This is a genomic window from Paenibacillus sp. KN14-4R (assembly GCF_052180255.1).
Classification (GTDB): Bacteria; Bacillota; Bacilli; order Paenibacillales; family NBRC-103111; genus Paenibacillus_AM.
Genome location: NZ_CP197466.1, coordinates 2,408,271 through 2,425,324 on the forward strand (window position 1 = coordinate 2,408,271; position 17,054 = coordinate 2,425,324).

General features: G+C 38.4%; 29 protein-coding genes. 3 read left to right on the plus strand and 26 right to left on the minus strand.

Annotated elements, in window-relative coordinates; translation table 11 throughout:
• The first annotated feature begins 247 nt into the window (after positions 1-247).
• Both ACSBOP_RS11450 and ACSBOP_RS11455 read left to right on the plus strand, forming a co-directional pair.
• Positions 248-733, plus strand: a complete 486-nt coding sequence (locus ACSBOP_RS11450; protein WP_442600665.1) for a DUF2975 domain-containing protein — start codon at positions 248-250, stop codon at positions 731-733.
• A 10-nt stretch (positions 734-743) separates the two neighbouring features.
• Positions 744-962, plus strand: coding sequence for a helix-turn-helix domain-containing protein (locus ACSBOP_RS11455; RefSeq protein ID WP_442600666.1), 219 nt, complete (start codon positions 744-746; stop codon positions 960-962).
• 158 nt (positions 963-1,120) lie between these two features.
• Here ACSBOP_RS11455 and thyX read toward each other — a convergent pair whose 3' ends face one another.
• Positions 1,121-1,774, minus strand: a complete 654-nt coding sequence (thyX, locus tag ACSBOP_RS11460; RefSeq protein ID WP_442604456.1) for an FAD-dependent thymidylate synthase — start codon at positions 1,772-1,774, stop codon at positions 1,121-1,123.
• Between the two features lie 132 nt (positions 1,775-1,906).
• Here thyX and ACSBOP_RS11465 point away from each other — a divergent pair, with 132 nt between their 5' ends.
• Positions 1,907-2,224 carry a DUF3889 domain-containing protein gene (locus tag ACSBOP_RS11465; RefSeq protein WP_442600667.1) on the plus strand — a complete coding sequence of 106 codons (318 nt, stop codon included), beginning with the start codon at positions 1,907-1,909 and terminating at the stop codon, positions 2,222-2,224.
• A 2-nt stretch (positions 2,225-2,226) separates the two neighbouring features.
• Here the strand turns inward: ACSBOP_RS11465 and ACSBOP_RS11470 are convergent, their stop codons facing one another.
• The 25 genes from ACSBOP_RS11470 to ACSBOP_RS11590 form a co-directional block, all read right to left on the minus strand.
• Positions 2,227-2,580 carry a VOC family protein gene (locus ACSBOP_RS11470; RefSeq protein ID WP_442600668.1) on the minus strand — a complete coding sequence of 118 codons (354 nt, stop codon included), beginning with the start codon at positions 2,578-2,580 and terminating at the stop codon, positions 2,227-2,229.
• 1 nt (position 2,581) lies between these two features.
• Positions 2,582-2,974 carry an NUDIX hydrolase gene (locus tag ACSBOP_RS11475; protein ID WP_442600669.1) on the minus strand — a complete coding sequence of 131 codons (393 nt, stop codon included), beginning with the start codon at positions 2,972-2,974 and terminating at the stop codon, positions 2,582-2,584.
• A gap of 20 nt (positions 2,975-2,994) precedes the next feature.
• Positions 2,995-3,600 carry an FMN-binding negative transcriptional regulator gene (locus ACSBOP_RS11480; protein ID WP_442600670.1) on the minus strand — a complete coding sequence of 202 codons (606 nt, stop codon included), beginning with the start codon at positions 3,598-3,600 and terminating at the stop codon, positions 2,995-2,997.
• A 36-nt stretch (positions 3,601-3,636) separates the two neighbouring features.
• Positions 3,637-4,164, minus strand: coding sequence for a GNAT family N-acetyltransferase (locus ACSBOP_RS11485; protein ID WP_442600671.1), 528 nt, complete (start codon positions 4,162-4,164; stop codon positions 3,637-3,639).
• A 1-nt stretch (position 4,165) separates the two neighbouring features.
• Positions 4,166-4,720: a GNAT family N-acetyltransferase gene (locus ACSBOP_RS11490; RefSeq protein WP_442600672.1), complete on the minus strand. Its 555-nt coding sequence runs from the start codon at positions 4,718-4,720 to the stop codon at positions 4,166-4,168.
• 27 nt (positions 4,721-4,747) lie between these two features.
• Complete coding sequence (locus tag ACSBOP_RS11495; RefSeq protein WP_442600673.1) at positions 4,748-5,089, minus strand: hypothetical protein; 342 nt, start codon at positions 5,087-5,089, stop codon at positions 4,748-4,750.
• Positions 5,090-5,187: 98 nt separating this feature from the next.
• Positions 5,188-5,733, minus strand: coding sequence for a hypothetical protein (locus tag ACSBOP_RS11500; RefSeq protein ID WP_442600674.1), 546 nt, complete (start codon positions 5,731-5,733; stop codon positions 5,188-5,190).
• Complete coding sequence (locus ACSBOP_RS11505; RefSeq protein ID WP_442600675.1) at positions 5,734-6,732, minus strand: GrpB family protein; 999 nt, start codon at positions 6,730-6,732, stop codon at positions 5,734-5,736. It lies immediately after the preceding gene.
• A gap of 90 nt (positions 6,733-6,822) precedes the next feature.
• Positions 6,823-7,320 (minus strand): GNAT family N-acetyltransferase, encoded by a 498-nt coding sequence (locus ACSBOP_RS11510; protein ID WP_442600676.1) that lies wholly within the window; start codon positions 7,318-7,320, stop codon positions 6,823-6,825.
• 16 nt (positions 7,321-7,336) lie between these two features.
• Entirely contained in the window at positions 7,337-8,287 is a 951-nt protein-coding gene (locus tag ACSBOP_RS11515) for an alpha/beta fold hydrolase (protein ID WP_442600677.1), read from the minus strand.
• Between the two features lie 115 nt (positions 8,288-8,402).
• Positions 8,403-8,702: a DUF5316 family protein gene (locus tag ACSBOP_RS11520; protein WP_442600678.1), complete on the minus strand. Its 300-nt coding sequence runs from the start codon at positions 8,700-8,702 to the stop codon at positions 8,403-8,405.
• Positions 8,699-9,214, minus strand: coding sequence for a hypothetical protein (locus ACSBOP_RS11525; RefSeq protein ID WP_442600679.1), 516 nt, complete (start codon positions 9,212-9,214; stop codon positions 8,699-8,701). Before ACSBOP_RS11525 ends, ACSBOP_RS11520 begins: the two co-directional genes overlap by 4 nt.
• A complete protein-coding gene (locus tag ACSBOP_RS11530) occupies positions 9,211-10,056 on the minus strand; it encodes a Cof-type HAD-IIB family hydrolase (protein ID WP_442600680.1) in 846 nt (281 codons plus the stop codon). The genes ACSBOP_RS11525 and ACSBOP_RS11530 overlap by 4 nt, the downstream gene beginning before the upstream one ends.
• Before the next feature lie 24 nt (positions 10,057-10,080).
• A complete protein-coding gene (locus tag ACSBOP_RS11535) occupies positions 10,081-11,028 on the minus strand; it encodes an MBL fold metallo-hydrolase (protein ID WP_442600681.1) in 948 nt (315 codons plus the stop codon).
• Positions 11,029-11,039: 11 nt separating this feature from the next.
• The gene (locus ACSBOP_RS11540; RefSeq protein WP_442600683.1) at positions 11,040-11,501 is read right to left on the minus strand and encodes a hypothetical protein; all 462 of its coding nucleotides are present in this window, start codon (positions 11,499-11,501) and stop codon (positions 11,040-11,042) included.
• Positions 11,502-11,513: 12 nt separating this feature from the next.
• A complete protein-coding gene (locus ACSBOP_RS11545) occupies positions 11,514-11,960 on the minus strand; it encodes a hypothetical protein (protein WP_442600684.1) in 447 nt (148 codons plus the stop codon).
• Between the two features lie 42 nt (positions 11,961-12,002).
• Positions 12,003-12,620: an NUDIX hydrolase gene (locus tag ACSBOP_RS11550; RefSeq protein ID WP_442600685.1), complete on the minus strand. Its 618-nt coding sequence runs from the start codon at positions 12,618-12,620 to the stop codon at positions 12,003-12,005.
• A gap of 101 nt (positions 12,621-12,721) precedes the next feature.
• Complete coding sequence (locus tag ACSBOP_RS11555; protein ID WP_442600686.1) at positions 12,722-13,216, minus strand: site-2 protease family protein; 495 nt, start codon at positions 13,214-13,216, stop codon at positions 12,722-12,724.
• Positions 13,217-13,252: 36 nt separating this feature from the next.
• The gene (locus ACSBOP_RS11560) at positions 13,253-13,720 is read right to left on the minus strand and encodes a GNAT family N-acetyltransferase (protein WP_442600687.1); all 468 of its coding nucleotides are present in this window, start codon (positions 13,718-13,720) and stop codon (positions 13,253-13,255) included.
• Positions 13,721-13,745: 25 nt separating this feature from the next.
• Entirely contained in the window at positions 13,746-14,225 is a 480-nt protein-coding gene (locus ACSBOP_RS11565) for an NUDIX hydrolase (RefSeq protein ID WP_442600688.1), read from the minus strand.
• A 40-nt stretch (positions 14,226-14,265) separates the two neighbouring features.
• Positions 14,266-14,721: an NUDIX domain-containing protein gene (locus ACSBOP_RS11570; RefSeq protein WP_442600689.1), complete on the minus strand. Its 456-nt coding sequence runs from the start codon at positions 14,719-14,721 to the stop codon at positions 14,266-14,268.
• A gap of 172 nt (positions 14,722-14,893) precedes the next feature.
• The gene (locus ACSBOP_RS11575; protein WP_442600690.1) at positions 14,894-15,448 is read right to left on the minus strand and encodes a GNAT family N-acetyltransferase; all 555 of its coding nucleotides are present in this window, start codon (positions 15,446-15,448) and stop codon (positions 14,894-14,896) included.
• Between the two features lie 10 nt (positions 15,449-15,458).
• Entirely contained in the window at positions 15,459-15,911 is a 453-nt protein-coding gene (locus tag ACSBOP_RS11580; RefSeq protein WP_442600691.1) for a GNAT family N-acetyltransferase, read from the minus strand.
• Positions 15,912-15,913: 2 nt separating this feature from the next.
• The gene (locus ACSBOP_RS11585) at positions 15,914-16,399 is read right to left on the minus strand and encodes a GNAT family N-acetyltransferase (protein WP_442600692.1); all 486 of its coding nucleotides are present in this window, start codon (positions 16,397-16,399) and stop codon (positions 15,914-15,916) included.
• On the minus strand, positions 16,396-17,052 hold the full coding sequence (locus ACSBOP_RS11590) for a hypothetical protein (protein ID WP_442600693.1): 657 nt from the start codon (positions 17,050-17,052) through the stop codon (positions 16,396-16,398). Before ACSBOP_RS11590 ends, ACSBOP_RS11585 begins: the two co-directional genes overlap by 4 nt.
• Between the last annotated feature and the right edge of the window lie 2 nt (positions 17,053-17,054).

Genomic DNA, 17,054 nt, shown 5'->3' on the forward strand with positions numbered 1-17,054 from the left:
ATTTACCTATGGATTGAAAGGAACTGAAAAAGCTTGCTGATACGTTGGACGAAGCTAACGGGTAAATTTAACATTTTAAAGTAAAAGCATTTCTTTGTAATTAGAAATGCTTTTTATATTTTTCAAAATTAAAAGGATATTCAAATAACCATAATACTATAATAAAAAACAATATAAATTTATTGTAAAACAATAAATCGTATGCTAAAATCATGTTGTCATTAAATAAGTGGAAAAGGTGTTTTAAATGAATGTTAAACGAGGTTCAACCACTTTCTTAAAGGTAATTATTTTTCTGGCTGGAATTGCAGTGCTTGCTTTGTGTATATTTTTAGTGCCCCATATGGCGAATTTCGCAGCAAAGTTGTATCCAAATATTGCCCTAATGAAATATCTCGTTTTCATCGTGATGTATGGAGCGGCTGTGCCTTTTTACTTTGCTCTCTATCAGGCTTTCAATCTTTTACGGTACATTGACGAGAACACAGCGTTCTCGGAATTATCTGTAAAGGCGTTAAAGAACATAAAGTGCTGTGCGATTACAATCAGTGGTTTGTATGTTTTAGGTTCGCCACTCTTTCGTTTTATAGCGAAGAAAGTTGACCCTCCTATTGGATTAATGGGACTCATCATCATTTTTGCTTCGTTGGTTATCGCCGTTTTTGCTGCTATCCTCCAACGGCTTTTACAAGAAGCGATTAACATAAAATCAGAAAATGATTTGACGGTATGAGGTGGAGGATATGTCAATTATCATTAATATTGATGTGATGTTAGCAAAACGAAAAATGAGCGTAACGGAGCTTTCCGAGAGAGTTGGAATTACTATGGCGAATCTCTCCATTCTGAAAAATGGGAAAGCAAAAGCGGTTCGTTTTTCAACATTAGAAGCGATATGTAAGACTTTGGATTGTCAGCCAGGTGATATTTTGGAGTACAAAAGCGACGAAGACACTCAATAAAAACAGATTTACTACCGGGTACGATAGCTCAATGAACCACTTTTTCACCAAGGCGGTTTTCTTATGGTCAAATATCAACATTAGAATTTAACATAGCCTTAGCATAAAATGGGACCTGTTTTGCAAAAAGAAAACCGCCTTCATAAAGGCGGCTCAATCTATTTTTCCATCAATTCATGAATCGAAACCGGGAACAGTGGCTTGCTTAGCTCTAAAATCGCTTTTGCATAATCTTGAATCTCTTTCTGTGCATCATGTTCCAATCTTTGATTGAGGAAATGGCATACAGACTGCAGCGAAGCTGTCCAATACCATCTTACATACATCCCATAGGAGGGTAAGAACAGTCTTGCTTGTTCCGCACAAAGCCCATCCTTCAGTGCCGCTTCATATTTTTGTACACCTAGTTCTATGTAATTCTGTAATTCAGCTGTTAGTTTAATCCCGAGTTCTTGATCCAGAATATCCCCGCTACCTTGCTTAGAGTTCTCCGGCTTGCTTCTCCACTCATCTGAGGATGGTATATAGAATGTCGGTTCCTCCGTAATATATCTGCGACTGGACTCATTCCACGCCTCCAGACTTTCACCCGTACCTTCCATGTGGGCAGATCCAATCACATACTTCCACCACTGTCTAGCAACCATTAATGGAGCGTAAACCTCAAACTGCAGCATGACATGTCTGAATGGAGAAGTATGACCTTCTCTCGCCAGAAATTTGATTAGCTTTATATCTCGCTCACTAAGTTCACTAGATTCTTTTGCATAGGAAACACGGGCCGCATTTACAACACTCAAGTCCGACCCCATATGATTCACTAACCGAACATAGCCTTTATCTAACACGTTTAAAAATGACACTTTATTACTCCCCCTTTACCTCTACATATTCAAGCATGAAGATACAAATAATACAACCATATTTTGTTAGGAGGTTAATCATTGAAAAAGATACTCGTTTCTTTCTTTGTCGTTGCCGCTCTATATCTATTTACATTTAAAGACGAAGTCTCGGCAGAGCCGGAATACGCTAAATGGGGTAAAATCGCTGTCCAAGAAACGTTGAACAAATACCATACTTCAATCACAGAATATCTGCACCTAGGTCGCACGCAAATAGACAGTAATATCTCAGAGGAAAAATTCAAACTCATCCTTAAGAGCGGAAACAAGGAGTTTGGTGTAATTGTATCGATCCGTTTTCAAGTATCTAATGAACAAGTCATCTCGATTACTTTTCATGAAGTTGGCCAACCTTAATCCTACTTACAAACCATGAATAAGTTGCCGTCAGGGTCTTTGAAGTTAAACCACTGGCCATTCTCAATGCCTGTCACTAGCTCAACTCCATTTTCTTGTAAGTATTGATAGGATTGCTCGATATCGTCTGTAATGAATTGAAAAGCTGGAGTCTGAAACACTTTTTCCGGAGAATAAATCTTGCTATCGAGAATAATTCCTGCGGTACCCTGCATCGGTACAATAAACAAATGCCCGAACAAAATCTCACCTTCAGTCGATAGCTGAAGAATGCTACAATACCAATCTCTTGCAACCTCAATGTCACTTACAGGAATAAAGACAGAACCAATCTGGTTCTTTATTGGACTTGTCATACTATTTCCCCCCATCTCTTAAAAATTGTATCAATAACTCGCGATCTTCCTCGAACGATAATTCGAGCGACTCTATCTGTTCAGCACTTTTCCAAGCGATTTCATAGATGAGTTCATCAGGATCTTGGATACTTGGTGCTCCGCCTGTAACCTCAGCTAAGAAATAATGTACGATCTGGTTCTTCACGAACAACATCTCTTTTAATTCAATTACGTAACCTGTTTCTTCAAAGACTTCACGTTTACAGCATTCTTCGTAGCTCTCATAAGCATGCTTTCCTCCAGAAGGGACAGACCATTTCTTTTCCTCATGCGCTTGCCCTTGTAAAACCATAAGTATCTCATTGTTCGTATTCACACAGATTGCCGCTGCGCCTGTCCATTGCTCACTCATCTTGAGGTGCTCCTTAATCTTTACATATTCACTTTCATTAATGCAGCAATCTCTCCATCATCATCACGTGATGATTTCTCAAGTTCTGCAATAACACGCAGTTGGCGTTCCTTCGAGTGATTCTGACTTAATTTCCATTTACCTTCTATTCTATTGATATTCAATTTGAATCCTACAATCCCCTTCATAAGACCTTCTATTATTTCATGATTCGATTCGTCGATCTGATAGGGACTGTCTGGATTTTCATATTTTCCAACCATATTCTCCAGCGTATGGAGCAACTCTTCTTTACCATTTATTAGCTCAACGGTTCCATACACATGCACGGTAATGTAATTCCAAGTCGGAACGGACAAATTCGTCTCATACCAAGAAGATGAAATATAACTGTGTGGACCTTGGAAAACGACCAACACTTCCTGGTTCTGTATGTCGATCCAATGGGTGTTCGCTCTAGAGAAATGCCCATACAAATAGCCATTCTCTCGATCCAAGATCAACGGTAAATGGGTGGCATTTGGCGCGTTCTCATGAGTGGAGAATACAATACCAAAACTATTATTATCGATAAAATCGTATAATACTTCTTCATCTTCTACGCGAAAATGTTTAGGAATGTACATCCATCAAACCTCCTATCCATAGTGTGCATGGTAAGGCTATAATTCTTTAAGCATATGAATATCTAAGGGCTCTTTCAAGAACAATTCCTCATCCACATGATCTGTCAGCTGACTACCATTATTTTGGTAAAAGGAAACTGCTGAACGCGTCTCCGTCGACGAAATATATAAATATTTCGCGCCTCTTTTCTTCGCTTCCGTACTCAGTTCGTTCATAATCCGCGTGCCAATGCCTTGTCTTCTGTAATTTCTGGAGACATACATGAGATCGACCTGAAGTTGATCTTGATTCGCACCTCTGAACTGATGGGCAAGCACACCGAACCCGACTAATAGATCACCGTCAAATGCTCCAATCGCCATGCCATCATGATCCAATTCATGAATAAACCTCTCTTGCATCTCTCTTAATAATTCAACATCCCAGTTCTGGCATTCATTGTTTATCGGCACCTCAGTAAGCTTTCCATCTTGCATCTCATAAATAAGGTCGATCGATTCGGACCGATCAATTTCACCCAGTTTGTTAGACTGATCTTTAGTCATCGATTGATAATGAATCATGTTATACCATCCTTTTTCGCAAAAAAAGCGCTACTTCTTCTCGGCCAATTTTTTCGGTGTCGTAGAGGGATAGATCAATACCCTCGATCTCAAACCCACATTGTTTGTAAAAATGAATAGCCGCGACATTCGTATTTTGCGTCTCTAATGTGACAGCTCTAAATCCATGCTCTTGTGCAAGATCAACGGTGTTCTCCAGAAGCAGCTTTCCATATGATTTTCTTCGATGATCTTCATGAACATGGAGATGCCAGATTAATAGCGTATTGTTCCAGTCTTGGGGCTCGGAAATCACTATCCCAATCATTTGATCATCCACAAATACTCCGAATGAAAAGCCTAACTCAACAATTTCCTTATAACTATCATAATCTTGATCCGTAACCAGATCTTGCTTCACATAGGGTTCATCTAAGCTTTGCAGCGTCATATGAATGGAACAAAAATTGCTGACTTCTTCTTTCGTCACCTCGTACTTCTGATTAACGGCATAACCGAACTCGCCTAAGCGTTTTAACTGATCAAGGGAAATATGTTCAATTTTCTTAATTTCCAAGATAGGACCTCGATTCCATAATTCATATTAATACCTTACTTTGTGTAACCGAAACAAAATGAAACAGATCAGATACATCAAGCTCGTCACACCAAACAGTAGAAAAATGCCTGGTGTACGCAGCATATACAAGCTATATGGAAAGCTCCATATAAAAGCGATCAACAAGATTGAGCTTCTTGAACGATTGATCCCAATGATGAATAAACAGGCAGGAAGAGCTAGCATAGTTAGTGTGATGTTCATACTACTCCTACTCATCTCAACAGGAGAAAAGGGGTTTACATAGACTAGAATAATCCAAAGAATGATCGAAAAGATACCAGTTGCATAACCAAGGTAATTGATCCTTTTCAGCCCCAAAGTCATTGAAATAACCCTCCAATTTCGAGATTGATTTACTAAAATTGTAAATTGTGATAGAACAACCTCTCTTTGGATTATTGGCAGACTTTGTTTCTTATAAATCATTGTAACTCTTTAATTGCCGCAGTAATCCGCTCTACAATTACATCGATAGGCAACGAACCATCTAAAACCAAATCTGAACTGGGTTTAGTTGTGTTTAGCATATTTAGATAAGCATCTCTTCCACGCAGCAGATAGTTATGTAAATCCTTAAGAATTTCATCTAATGAAACTCCTTCAAAATCCCTCAATATCCGCCTAGCCATTGCGATATCAAGAGGTATATCAATGAATACAGTAAAATCAATATAAGGCAGCATCTCGCTATGTGAGTAAGCAAACGGATAATCAAGTAAAATGAAGTTTACAAGTGTAGATGAATCAGACATTAAATCATCTATATCCCGTATCATCGGCGCTATATCCCATTCATTGCAATCTCCGCCACGCTCAACCCACTCACAAATATCATCAGGACCATCAAATTCATATTCATCAAAAAATAATGCTCTAGCATTAGGTAACATTTTACTAAGCTGTGTCGTTATCGTCGACTTCCCGCCACCAGAAACTGCCGCAATCGCTACGATAAATGTCTCCCTCATTCAATCCTCCTCTTTTGCTTTTTTTATTACACTTCTTATAAAAGGAGCTTTTGCTTCCGTATACTTCACCCTATCATTCGGATAAAGAGATTTCAGTGCATTTTTCAAATCCATGTAAGCTTTGCATGTGTCGGGGTTCTTTCTTAAATAGTCCCTAAAAAGTAAGTTCGACTGCCAATGTTCAGAATCGATTGTGTACATGTGCAAATGATGTGTTCCCGCGCGCCAAGCTCCTTTTCGGAAAAATCTTCTCTCTGGAAATTGAGCATGATCCACGAACTCATAACCAATGGCATGTAGCGACTCTTTATGATGATCTTGAATCTCTTGAAGATTACGAACTCCGATCATCATATCAATGACTGGTTTTGCTGATAGTCCTGGAACTGAAGTACTTCCAATGTGCTCAATTCCTTGCATAACATCCGCAAGAGCTTCAGTCAGTTTTTCTTTCTCACACTCATACTCTAAGATCCAATCTGGGTTATAGGCTGAAATCATGACTTCTTCCTTTTCTGACACCTGTGCAGCTTTGCATACGATTTGTTTAATTCCTTTGGACAGATCCAAATCTCTTAATTCTTGTATAACGAATTTTGGCACAATGTTGTACGTATCAAGTTCATCAAGCTTTATCCATTTATGAAGATAATCCGGTTCCATAGAGACAAATTCACCTTCTGCTGTCAGTATGGGTTCGTTTTCTTCTACGGTCACGTGATAATAAAGTCCAAGCTCATGCATCTGACGCTCACCTAACTCTAGAAGATATTCAGCTAACCAGACTAACTGCTTGCTCTTAAGTGATAAGTTAAGCTCTTCCATCATTTCACGATCCAGCGCAGTTTCTGATGTTTCGAAAAATTCCACTCTGCCACCTGGAAGAAACCAGATGTCTTCATTCTTAGGTTTTTGAAAAAGGACTTTATCTTTATGGATCAGAATCATTCCAGCTTTGTAATGAAATCGATTAGCTCCAATATCAAACGAAAGCATCATTTATTTCTGCACCTCCTTGGATTCCGCTATAGATCTAGCTCATGCATCATTCTTTCTTCCCAATAACTTCGCGAAAACCTAATGTCTGATTCAATGAACAATAGAGTAATTCATGACGACAAAATCTACGTCTTGCTCCCTCACTTTGCTTTTAAAAATAATCCCTTGCTTAAACCCAACACGTTCATACACTTTAATGGCCCGCTCATTAAATACAGCTACTACAAGTTGAAAATCGGTCAAATTAAATTGTTTATTCAAGAACTCAAGTCCACTTGTCAAAAATGCTGCTCCTAACCCGCTGCCCGTCACTTCAGGTTTAAGTCCTAATCCAATATCTAAATATTGATCCGTTCCATAGATCCCAACCGCATAACCGCCAGGTACTCGTGCAGAAACTCCCGTACAGATATAGCCAATTAATTCATGATCTAGGTTCAGAACATAATAAAATTTACCGTTCATAAACTCTGAAATACTCTCTTCACTACCATCCATACTATACATGGTGTAGGGCTCTGGATAAGCCCAATTCGATATCGTTATCGCGTACTCTTCTGTCATTAATCCATATATATAAGATTTCATAAGAGGATAACTTCCTTTAAATGGTATTTTCAAGCATGTCTTGAATCGATTTAATTACAATTTCTGGTTCGTGAATTTGAATCGCATGCCAGCTATCCACATGGATTTGTTTGGTTCGATTGGTTAATTGAGCGAGAAAATCTTGATCTTTTTTCCATTCCTCATTTTGCTTTCCAGCTGATAGTACGGTTACTGGCATTTCCCTAGGCAATGAACCGGCACTTTGCAGCTGCTTTCCACTCTCAAATGAGTTCATATACTCTAGATAAGCCGCTTTGAATGATTTTGCCTGATAGCCCAACGCTTTCACAATATTTAGCTCTCTAGTAGGTAATTTTTTGGTTCCCACAAAAAGCTTCATCATTCTAGGAATACCAAGTGGTGCTAGTAAATATCCTTTTTTTATTTGTCTACTTGCTTTATGTATTTGAAGTTTTCTCTCTTCACTCATACGATCAAGTAAGTATCTATTTTCATGAGCGGAATCTACTAGAATTAAACCTGACACTTCATCTGGATATTTTGAAGCAAAAAGACGCATCATCAAGCCGCCATACGAGTGTCCAACTAAAACATAAGGTGGCTTTAGGTTCAGTTTTGACAACAGTAATCGCAGATCATCAACATAATTTTCGCACGTCGGTATTTCAAGTGAATTGGGACTCCAGCCAAACCCTGCACGATCGTACGAAAGTACCGTCGCATTTTTAGAAATTTCGGGCTGCACGAAGCACCAATCTATCGAACATCCGGCCATACCTGCTTCCAGAATTACTGTAGGCTTCCCTTGCCCAGTTACATTCACATGAAGGTTATGATTTCCTACGTTTACAAACTGACCCGTTGGTTTATGTTTCATTCTGTCTTTTTTGACAATGGCTAGATGTGCTAAAGATAAAGGAAATCCAATGATTGCCAATGTAGTTCGTAGAAACTTTTCTGATGAGCTTATCGTTCTCGTATTCACATTTTCACTCTCCAATCTGATTCTTTCCCATTGCTTTTGAATTTCGTCATTAAAGCCGTTCCAACACCCTTTCCTCTATGGTCATCTAACAGTGCTCTATCTCCTTCTGTTCGAATTAATGTTGAAAATATAATACGACCGCCACAGCCAGGTTCGGCAATCCGATCAAAAGAAAATAGGTTGCCCATTTCATTCGATTCTCGCGATCTTCTCTTCCCTGTTCATCGCGATAACCCGTTCTTAGTGTCCCGCTGTCAGCAAAACCACCTGTCAGAACAGCTGATATACCTATCGAGAGCAGTCCCAGTATACCTGCATAATTTACAATGATTTTTACTTCACCTGTTAAATAGGCGACTAAAGAAATCACTAGCAATATGCCGATCCCAATCAGTAATGAATATAGATTTTTCATGGTTTAATCTCCAATGCTTTTGTAATCTCCTCTATACATTGCATCATATCAGCATTACGCTTCACAACATACCTTTTATCGGTATAATCTTTTGTCGCTTCAAATACTTCGTTTATGTTATACCCATGATTCCACTTGGAAATCATTTTCCAAAGATTCTTAGCCGATTGCTTGTAGTTCCACGGTTCAATCCCTGCCCGAGATCGAATAAACCTTCGAATAATCCTGTAATCACGAACAAGTACATGTGGGTGAAGGATGATAATGAAATCAGCTTGCCTAAAACTCTCCATTGTCCATGATAAATGCACACCCTCTACAATCCATGCATCCTGATCTATGATTGACCGGAATGTTTCATCTCTCACTTCAACAGGGTACCGCAGATTCTCAGCACTTCGATCCCAAGTAATATTATCGATTTCATAAAATGGGATGTTAAAGCGTTCTGAAAAGGTTCTCGCAGCTGTCGACTTGCCACTCCCACAAGATCCTATAATGCGAATCTTCATTTAACCAACCCAACCTTACTTACTAAATACGTCGCAACTCCATCCTCGTTATTACTTTGGATCACATGATCCGCAAGATTCAGAATGGACTCTTGTGCATTAGAAACCGCAACCTTGGTGCCACCAACTTCAAATAACCCAAGATCATTCAGATGATCTCCAAAAATAACGATATCTTGAATATCGATATGCATATGGTCTGCCCAGAGCTTGAGACCGTCTTTCTTATTGGCTTTGGGGTGACTGATTTCTAAGAAATAATGATTGTCAATGTAATAATCCTTCATCATATGTAAATGAACTTGGTTTCCTAGCTTCTCCATCACTTCATTTAGAATCGGTTCAAGTTCTTCTTTCAAGCCAATATAAGTCAGTGCAAGTGTGCGGTGATCTGGCGGGCATTCTAGACCATCCACTTCAGTGAATCTGGGATCATTTTTCCGACTATGCACAAACTCCGTTTCCCCATATCGCTGCAGCTTCTCATGTAATACTCGCTCTTTATCCCCTTTATCTAAGCAGAATAGTAATGGCGTAATTCCATGCTGACTACCTATTTCAATGACCACATTCGTTGTAAGAACATCTAACCAATAACCACCAATGACCTTCTTATCTATCCAATCATAAATTAGCGCCCCATTATACAAAATAACCGGATACTTCCAAGAAATTCGACTCACAACGCTGTCAGCGCTTATTGATCCTCTAGCTGTCGCAAAAGTAATCACCGTATCCTGTTCTAACAAATCATTTATTACTCCAGTTGTAAAGTCAGATATAGATTGATCTGACCTCAGTAATGTTCCATCTAAATCGGTAACATATGCTTTTCTAGTCATTTCTGAAGTCCTCCCGCCCTTTGCTCAAACCATTTTTGCGACTTGATACTTTTTAAAAAGATGTCTTAAATTCCATTCAAACACATGAGAAAGCAACCATGAATCATAAGGTTCGAGATCACCCTGATCCAGCCAAAAATCGATCGATTGATCGCTATCTGCTGCCTTCTTCGCATAAATCTCAATGTCTTTGATGTAGTTCTTCATTTCAGTTATACTTTCAGACCCAGTTACAGGTCCATGACCGGGAATAACACAATTGACCTCTAGTTCATTCCCAATTTGATCTAAAATAGCAACCCATGATTCCGAATTGCCATGCAGCATAGCTGGATGAGATTTTCCAAGAACGAGATCACCAGCCACCAGAACTTTGTCCTCAGGGATGTAAACAAAAGCATCACTCATCGTGTGTCCACCACCCCAAGTCATGACTTCCGCAGTCCGCTTTGATCCGTGGATTACAAAACGATCTGTGAATGTCATGGATGCAAGTACGCGTCTTATTGTTGGTACCGAGACGTATAAATGTTCTTTATCTGAGATTTCATACGTGAGTGCTTGTCTTACACGTTCATCTGTTTGAATTGCTTTTGAATGTGTTAGTGCTACAATTTGTTCGCGAATGGCAAGCTGCCATTTTTCATAGTCCAATGATTCCAATCCATTCAAAAAGTCTCTAGTACCTGCAGTCGATACAAAAGTGCTTCCCACAAAAGCCTGATTCCCATAGTGATGATCCCCATGAAAATGCGTATTTACCACATATTCTACTTCACGACCTGTTAAATTTACAGCAGCTTGACGAAGTAACGACCCTGCTTCTGGCAGCATAAACGTATCGACCACTATAGTAATGTCGCCTAAGTCTAGGATCGCTGCGTTTCCAAGTGCTCCTGAACCGGGTACAACAATCGCAGCCCATACTCCCTCTGCCACTTGTTCCAATGTAAAATAATGGTTGTCTTCCACTCTAATCCCTCCTAAATCCATTTCATGAACTGACCGCGTGTAATTTCGATCGAATTATCTTTCGCCCATTGCTCCAATTGACGGAGCCCACTATCCTGATCCTTTTCAAATCTAAAAGCTAAACTCATCGGTACGATTAATTTTCTATTCGGTCTGATGCCAATGTTAGGCTTAGTTCCGTAGGTGATCATAATCGTTGAAATATCGTCTGCTTTTATTTCCTTCCCACCAATTACAAAGCTCTGTCTAGTAAAAGTGATTTCTCTTGATTTACTTAGAAAGGTACGAATAAATGAAACAATGATGACCACCGAGCACATAGCAATGATTCCAACCTTAATATTATGGCTCTCATTATTTAATGTTTCATTGAACAGTAAGCCATTCAGATTATAACCTGCAAAAATAGCCATTATGATGATCAAATAAACTCCTGACGGATTTCTTACTGTGAAAACAGGATCACTGCTCATCTCATCTGCTCCTTATTTTTTGAATTTATTTATAAAAGTTGTGCCCACTGGTGACTTCTTTTTAACAAAAATAGCCTCATCCGACTTAAATTCTTTACGTGTAACAAATGAAAAATCCGCTTTATCTCTAGGTATTTCTGCATAGTTAGTTAATTGGTTTTCTTTTACAAAAATGATTAAGTTTATTGTGTCGCTGACTTGAATGGAACTTTCAATACGTTCTAATCCTTGTATGTTATTCAATGATTTCGGATCGCTATAGGGAGGTACAATGTATACTTGATCCCAGTCAAAATCCGTTAAGTTCTTTAGAGAAACTTCCTGTCCAATTTTAATTTGATTAAGTAATAGCCCTAAGTTTTCTACGTTCATAGATTGGGAATTATTTTTACTATTAAAAAAACTATAAAGACCATACAAGCAACTGAATATGAGAATCGTGATTATCGTCTTTTTCAATGGGATGCCTACTCTCCTAGCGATAGATTTACAAGCACGAAATTAATCACAAAACACATCTCTATTGGGGTCCTTCAGATAATTAAACATCATCTTAACTTGCTTTTCCGTATTCCGTTCAGTTGAGAGTGTCGGTAATTCATCTATCCCAAAAAATGCGACCTCGAGTGTCTCTACACCTTCTTGTGCTTGTCCAGCCACAATTTCACAAAGAATAAAAAATTTATAGACATGAAAAGGGGATGGTGGATGATCGTGGAACTTCGTATCATAAACACCTAATAAGCGAATCACTTCTGCTTCGTATCCAGACTCTTCCCGGATTTCTTTGATTGCAACCTCCCTCGGAGACAGGCCAATATCTGCCCAACCGCCCGGTAGTGACCATGCTCCATCCATTCGCTCTCGAACCAGTAAGATCTTGTTCTCTTTAAAAACTACACCTCGAACATCCACTTTCGGTGTTGCATAACCTGTCTCACTTGCAAAAAGAGTTCTCAGTTGTTCTGTTTCAACATCAACATACTCTTGCATAATTTCAATACTTAACGTTCTTAACTGTTCGAATCTCTCCAGATCATACACATCTTTGGAATAAGCTAACCCAATTTGACTTATCGATTGAATCTGCTTTGCCCATTCTAACCACTTCAGCTTCATCTTGTTAGTTCCTCCTCTTTTACTACTTTCAGCTTTATTAAATAAAGACACCAAGTTCATAATCCTTGATGTCTGATAATCTTGTGTGTATTTTTATCTAATCAACCATGACCCCTCATTATCTCTAACACATGTAATCCATCGCTTTTCATCCCTTTATAGCCTCCGTGCTTATATCTCACTGGGATGATCGTACAGAAAAACTGGATTATTGCATTCATCAATCCTCCGTAATAAATGATTCTTAATATTGGATCTGAAGCATAAAAAATTAATACAACATATATGATCGTCATCATAATTGAAGCTAAGGGCCCACCAAGAAAGATAGAAATATGTTTGTATTTATTAAAAGGCATCTTATCAGTATTAACGAATCCGGTCATTGGTAATGCTTTATTCCAATAAATTGTAAGTCTCATCATCCTCAACTTGTATTTAGTTTTTTCAAACTCACCCATATAGATCGAAACCTCTTTATTGGTGAAGAGTAGTGCAAAATAAGCATGCCCAAGTTCATGTATAAGAATATGAATTGGGATTAGTAAGAAGCAGCAAACAAAAGCCAGAACATATTTTAATAATTCAATGTCCATTCTAAGTTTCAGTCCCTCTCTTTCTTACACTTTCCATTACAGGAAAGATAGTTCCATCGGTTCCTTACAAAGCTTATACCCATTTCGTTCGTAAAATTCGGTACTCCATTCGCTCGGCCATACGATAATAAATTCGTACATTTGAAACTTTGCCCATTCCTCAATTTTCTGGAACATGTTGCTACCAATCCCCCGCCCTCGTTGCTCAGGAATCGTATAAACATTGGTCATATATACATAAGGGTTCGTAATTCTTCCCGGCCGAGGAACCTTTTGAACCAATTCGAGGTATACGTGTGATACAATTCGCCCATCCACATCCGCAACCCAAACAAACCAGTTCTTGCTCTTTAATGCTGATGTCAAAAATTGTTTACACTCCGAATAAAACTCCTCGTATACTTCATCTTCTTCCTCTAACACAGTGCTAAATTCAAAAGTAAAATCCCATCTCATTTTTATGAGTTGATCGATATCGTTTTCATCTGCAAGACGAATTAACATGAGCTGCTCCTTTAGCCTTAAGACATTAATTTATTTGTCCTTTGATCTTGTGATAATGCTTCTCTATAAACTCATCTATCATTTTCTGATGACTTTTAACTGTTCGTGCTGGAATCTCGCTTGGATAGAAGTACTTCATGTCCAGCGATTCTGACTCGTCTATCAATAGTTCCCCAGTAATTTCAGTTGTATAAAATGCCGTTGCGACAACGTAGAACTCGTCACCATTCGCTGCCCTTACAAAATTGCCCGGACCTGAATAAATATTGATTAACTCTAACTTTCCAGCAGTTAAGTTCGTCTCTTCAAATAATTCTCTTCGGGCTGTATCTTCTACCGATTCGCCTAGTTCCATCAAACCACCTGGTAACCCCCAAGAACCGTTCGGGTATTTCCTTTGTTGGAGTAATAGTTTGCCTTCTTCATCTACCACGATAATGACTGCGCCTACAAGAATTAGAGGTCTATGACCCACGATTGCTCTTAACTCTTCAACGTAACCCATCTCTCACCCCATCAAAATGAATTTGGTTTCACGTATTTCATCAATTCGAGTCTCCAATATAACAAGGCTTACTTATCTTATTCATTATCTGATTCACTAATCCTTTGGGATATATTCGGATCTCGTCTAACTTGTCTATATCAATCCACTCCATACCAACTTGGACCTCATCAAGATTAGTCGCTTTGAAAATACCCGCTTCATGATCGATTTCACATTTAAAGTAAAATTCAACCTGATGCACATCATAATCCCACTCCGCATACTGATGATTTTTGCCAATGTATTCTCTGATAAATAGAATATCTTCGGGCAGCACGCGATAGCCGATCTCCTCAACACATTCTCGTATGACGGTATTCTTTAATTCTTCACCCTTCTCTTGCCCACCGCCTGGGAACAGGTAGAAGTATCCCGCTTGATCCTCATTCTTTGTTAAGAGGATTTGATTATTTTCAATAATAATGGCTTTTGCTGAATTTCTAATGGGTTTCATCGCTAGCTCCTTGAAGATATTTATAGAAAAAGAGCCGCTTCTGGCCCTTCTTTAAAATAATCCAAAAAAAGTGAATCTGAGAACTCATTTAGACCACCTTATCCTATGTAATAATAATTATACCTAATAATGTACTATGTTTTTCTCTTCTTGGAAATAATTAGTTTCCTTCTTATTCCATCTCCTCATTAATCAACACCATATGGATATGGTCTTCCCATTTGCCATTAATCTTTAAATATTTTTTTGCAAGCCCCTCATGATAAAAGCCAAGCTTCTCAACCACTTTCAATGAAGCTGCATTCTTCGGCATAATGTTAGCTTCAATCCGATGTAATTGTAATTCATTAAATGCCACTTCGATCATCTGCTTGATCCCTTCGGTGATGTAGCCTTTATTACTCTCTTCTTGATCGATTCGATACCCCAAGTGGCACGAAAGGAATGCTCCCCTTACAATATTACTTAATGCAATAGATCCAATAATCTTGTCCGGTTCATCTCGTTTATATATCCAAACTTTATATAAAAGTCCCCGCTCCATATTTAAGTTATCAGTAGTGATCGATTGCTGCTGCGCTTCAAGTGTGAAATACTCGGACGTTTTAACGACCTCCCATTCCTTTAAGAACTCTTTATTTCTAATCACATAATCGAGCAATTGATCTGCTTCAGATACGTCGATGGATCTTAATATCAATCGTTCCGTTATTATTTCAATATTCATGATGGACCTCCTATAATAAATCCAGCTTCATTCCTTCGTGACTTGAAGTAAAACCAAGCCGTTCATAGAATCGATGCGCCTCCGTACGCTTCTTATCCGTTGTTAATTGAATGAGTCCACAACCATATACTCGGGCAGACTCAATTGCATGTTTAAATAAAGCTTCCCCAATTCCTCTGCTTCGATATCGTTGATCTACTCGTACACCTTCTATTTGTGCCCGAGACATACCTAATCTTGCAAGACCAGGAATATACGTCAGCTGGAGACAACCAATCAGATCTTCATTCTCTAATGCCACAATAACCGCATTCCCTTCTTGCTTTTCAATCGCGGAAAAAGCATCTATATATGCCTGCGGCAGTGGTTCAAGATATTGCTCCCGAGTTGCGCCCAATTCATCATCTGCCAATAAGCGTACAATTGCTGGAAGATCAGCTAATGCCGCATGCCTTAGAATCATACCTACATCTCCTCATACTTCTTCAATTTTAAAAAATAATGATAATATTCCTGATCCTTCAAGTATCCATTTCGTTCATATAATCGCTGAGCTTGGAGATTATCTACCGCTGTAGACAAAGCTAAGCCCTTGGCATTGATATGTGTTGCATATCTCTTTGCTTTATCTAATAATAATTGACCAATACCTTGCTTGCGATATTCTTGACTAACGTACAAATCGTTTAATAGAAGAGATCTCTCCATTGAAATTGAAGAAAATAAGGGATACAGCTGAGTAAACCCGATGATTTTCCCCTTAACCGTATCTTTAACTACAAATACGATTGACTCTTGATGCTCAAATCGTTCAAATAAAAATTGACGTGTCTTTTCAACATTCGATTCTTGCTGATAAAACACACGATAATCATTAAAAATCTCGGATAGTTCATTTAAATCTTCTATAGTGGATTGACGAACTTCATACTTGGAATTCATTGAAATCATCCTTTCTTACTCTTCTGATATTTAATTCTCAACTTGTAAAGTAACCAGGTTCGAACAATCGATTCCTTATCATGATGAACGGACACTTTATCTATAAAATAAAAATCACGAGGATCCACTTCAATCTTAATCATTGGTTTCACTGGGACTTTACTAATCCATTCGTCAAATTCAATTGCCCCATGACTTGTTTTGATAAAGGTATCTAGAGGTAAAAAATAAATCATTCCAGATGTCCATGGATTCTTTGGGGCTGTATACTGATCGATGGAATAAAAATGATATTTACCCCTACTTGATCTTGTACTGACACTACCATTTCTAAAATTCTTTGCTACTTTTTTTCTATCCAGTACTGCATAAAAGACCGGCCACAATCCATCTCTCGATGCAAATATCGCTTCTGTAAGCTCACCATTAAATAGCGTTTGCCTTCTAGGTTCAAATGCTTCGATGTCTTTCTTATTAGATCCATGTAAAATGACATTCTTCGTTGTACTTATATATTGAATAAACCTGCTTTTAGGGTAATGACAACGATGGTCAATTAACCCATTTTGTGAAAAGGCATCATTAAACATACGTTCATATTCTAGGATCTCATCATTTGAAAATTTGAACTCTGGCGCTTTGTATAACAATAATCGAATCATAA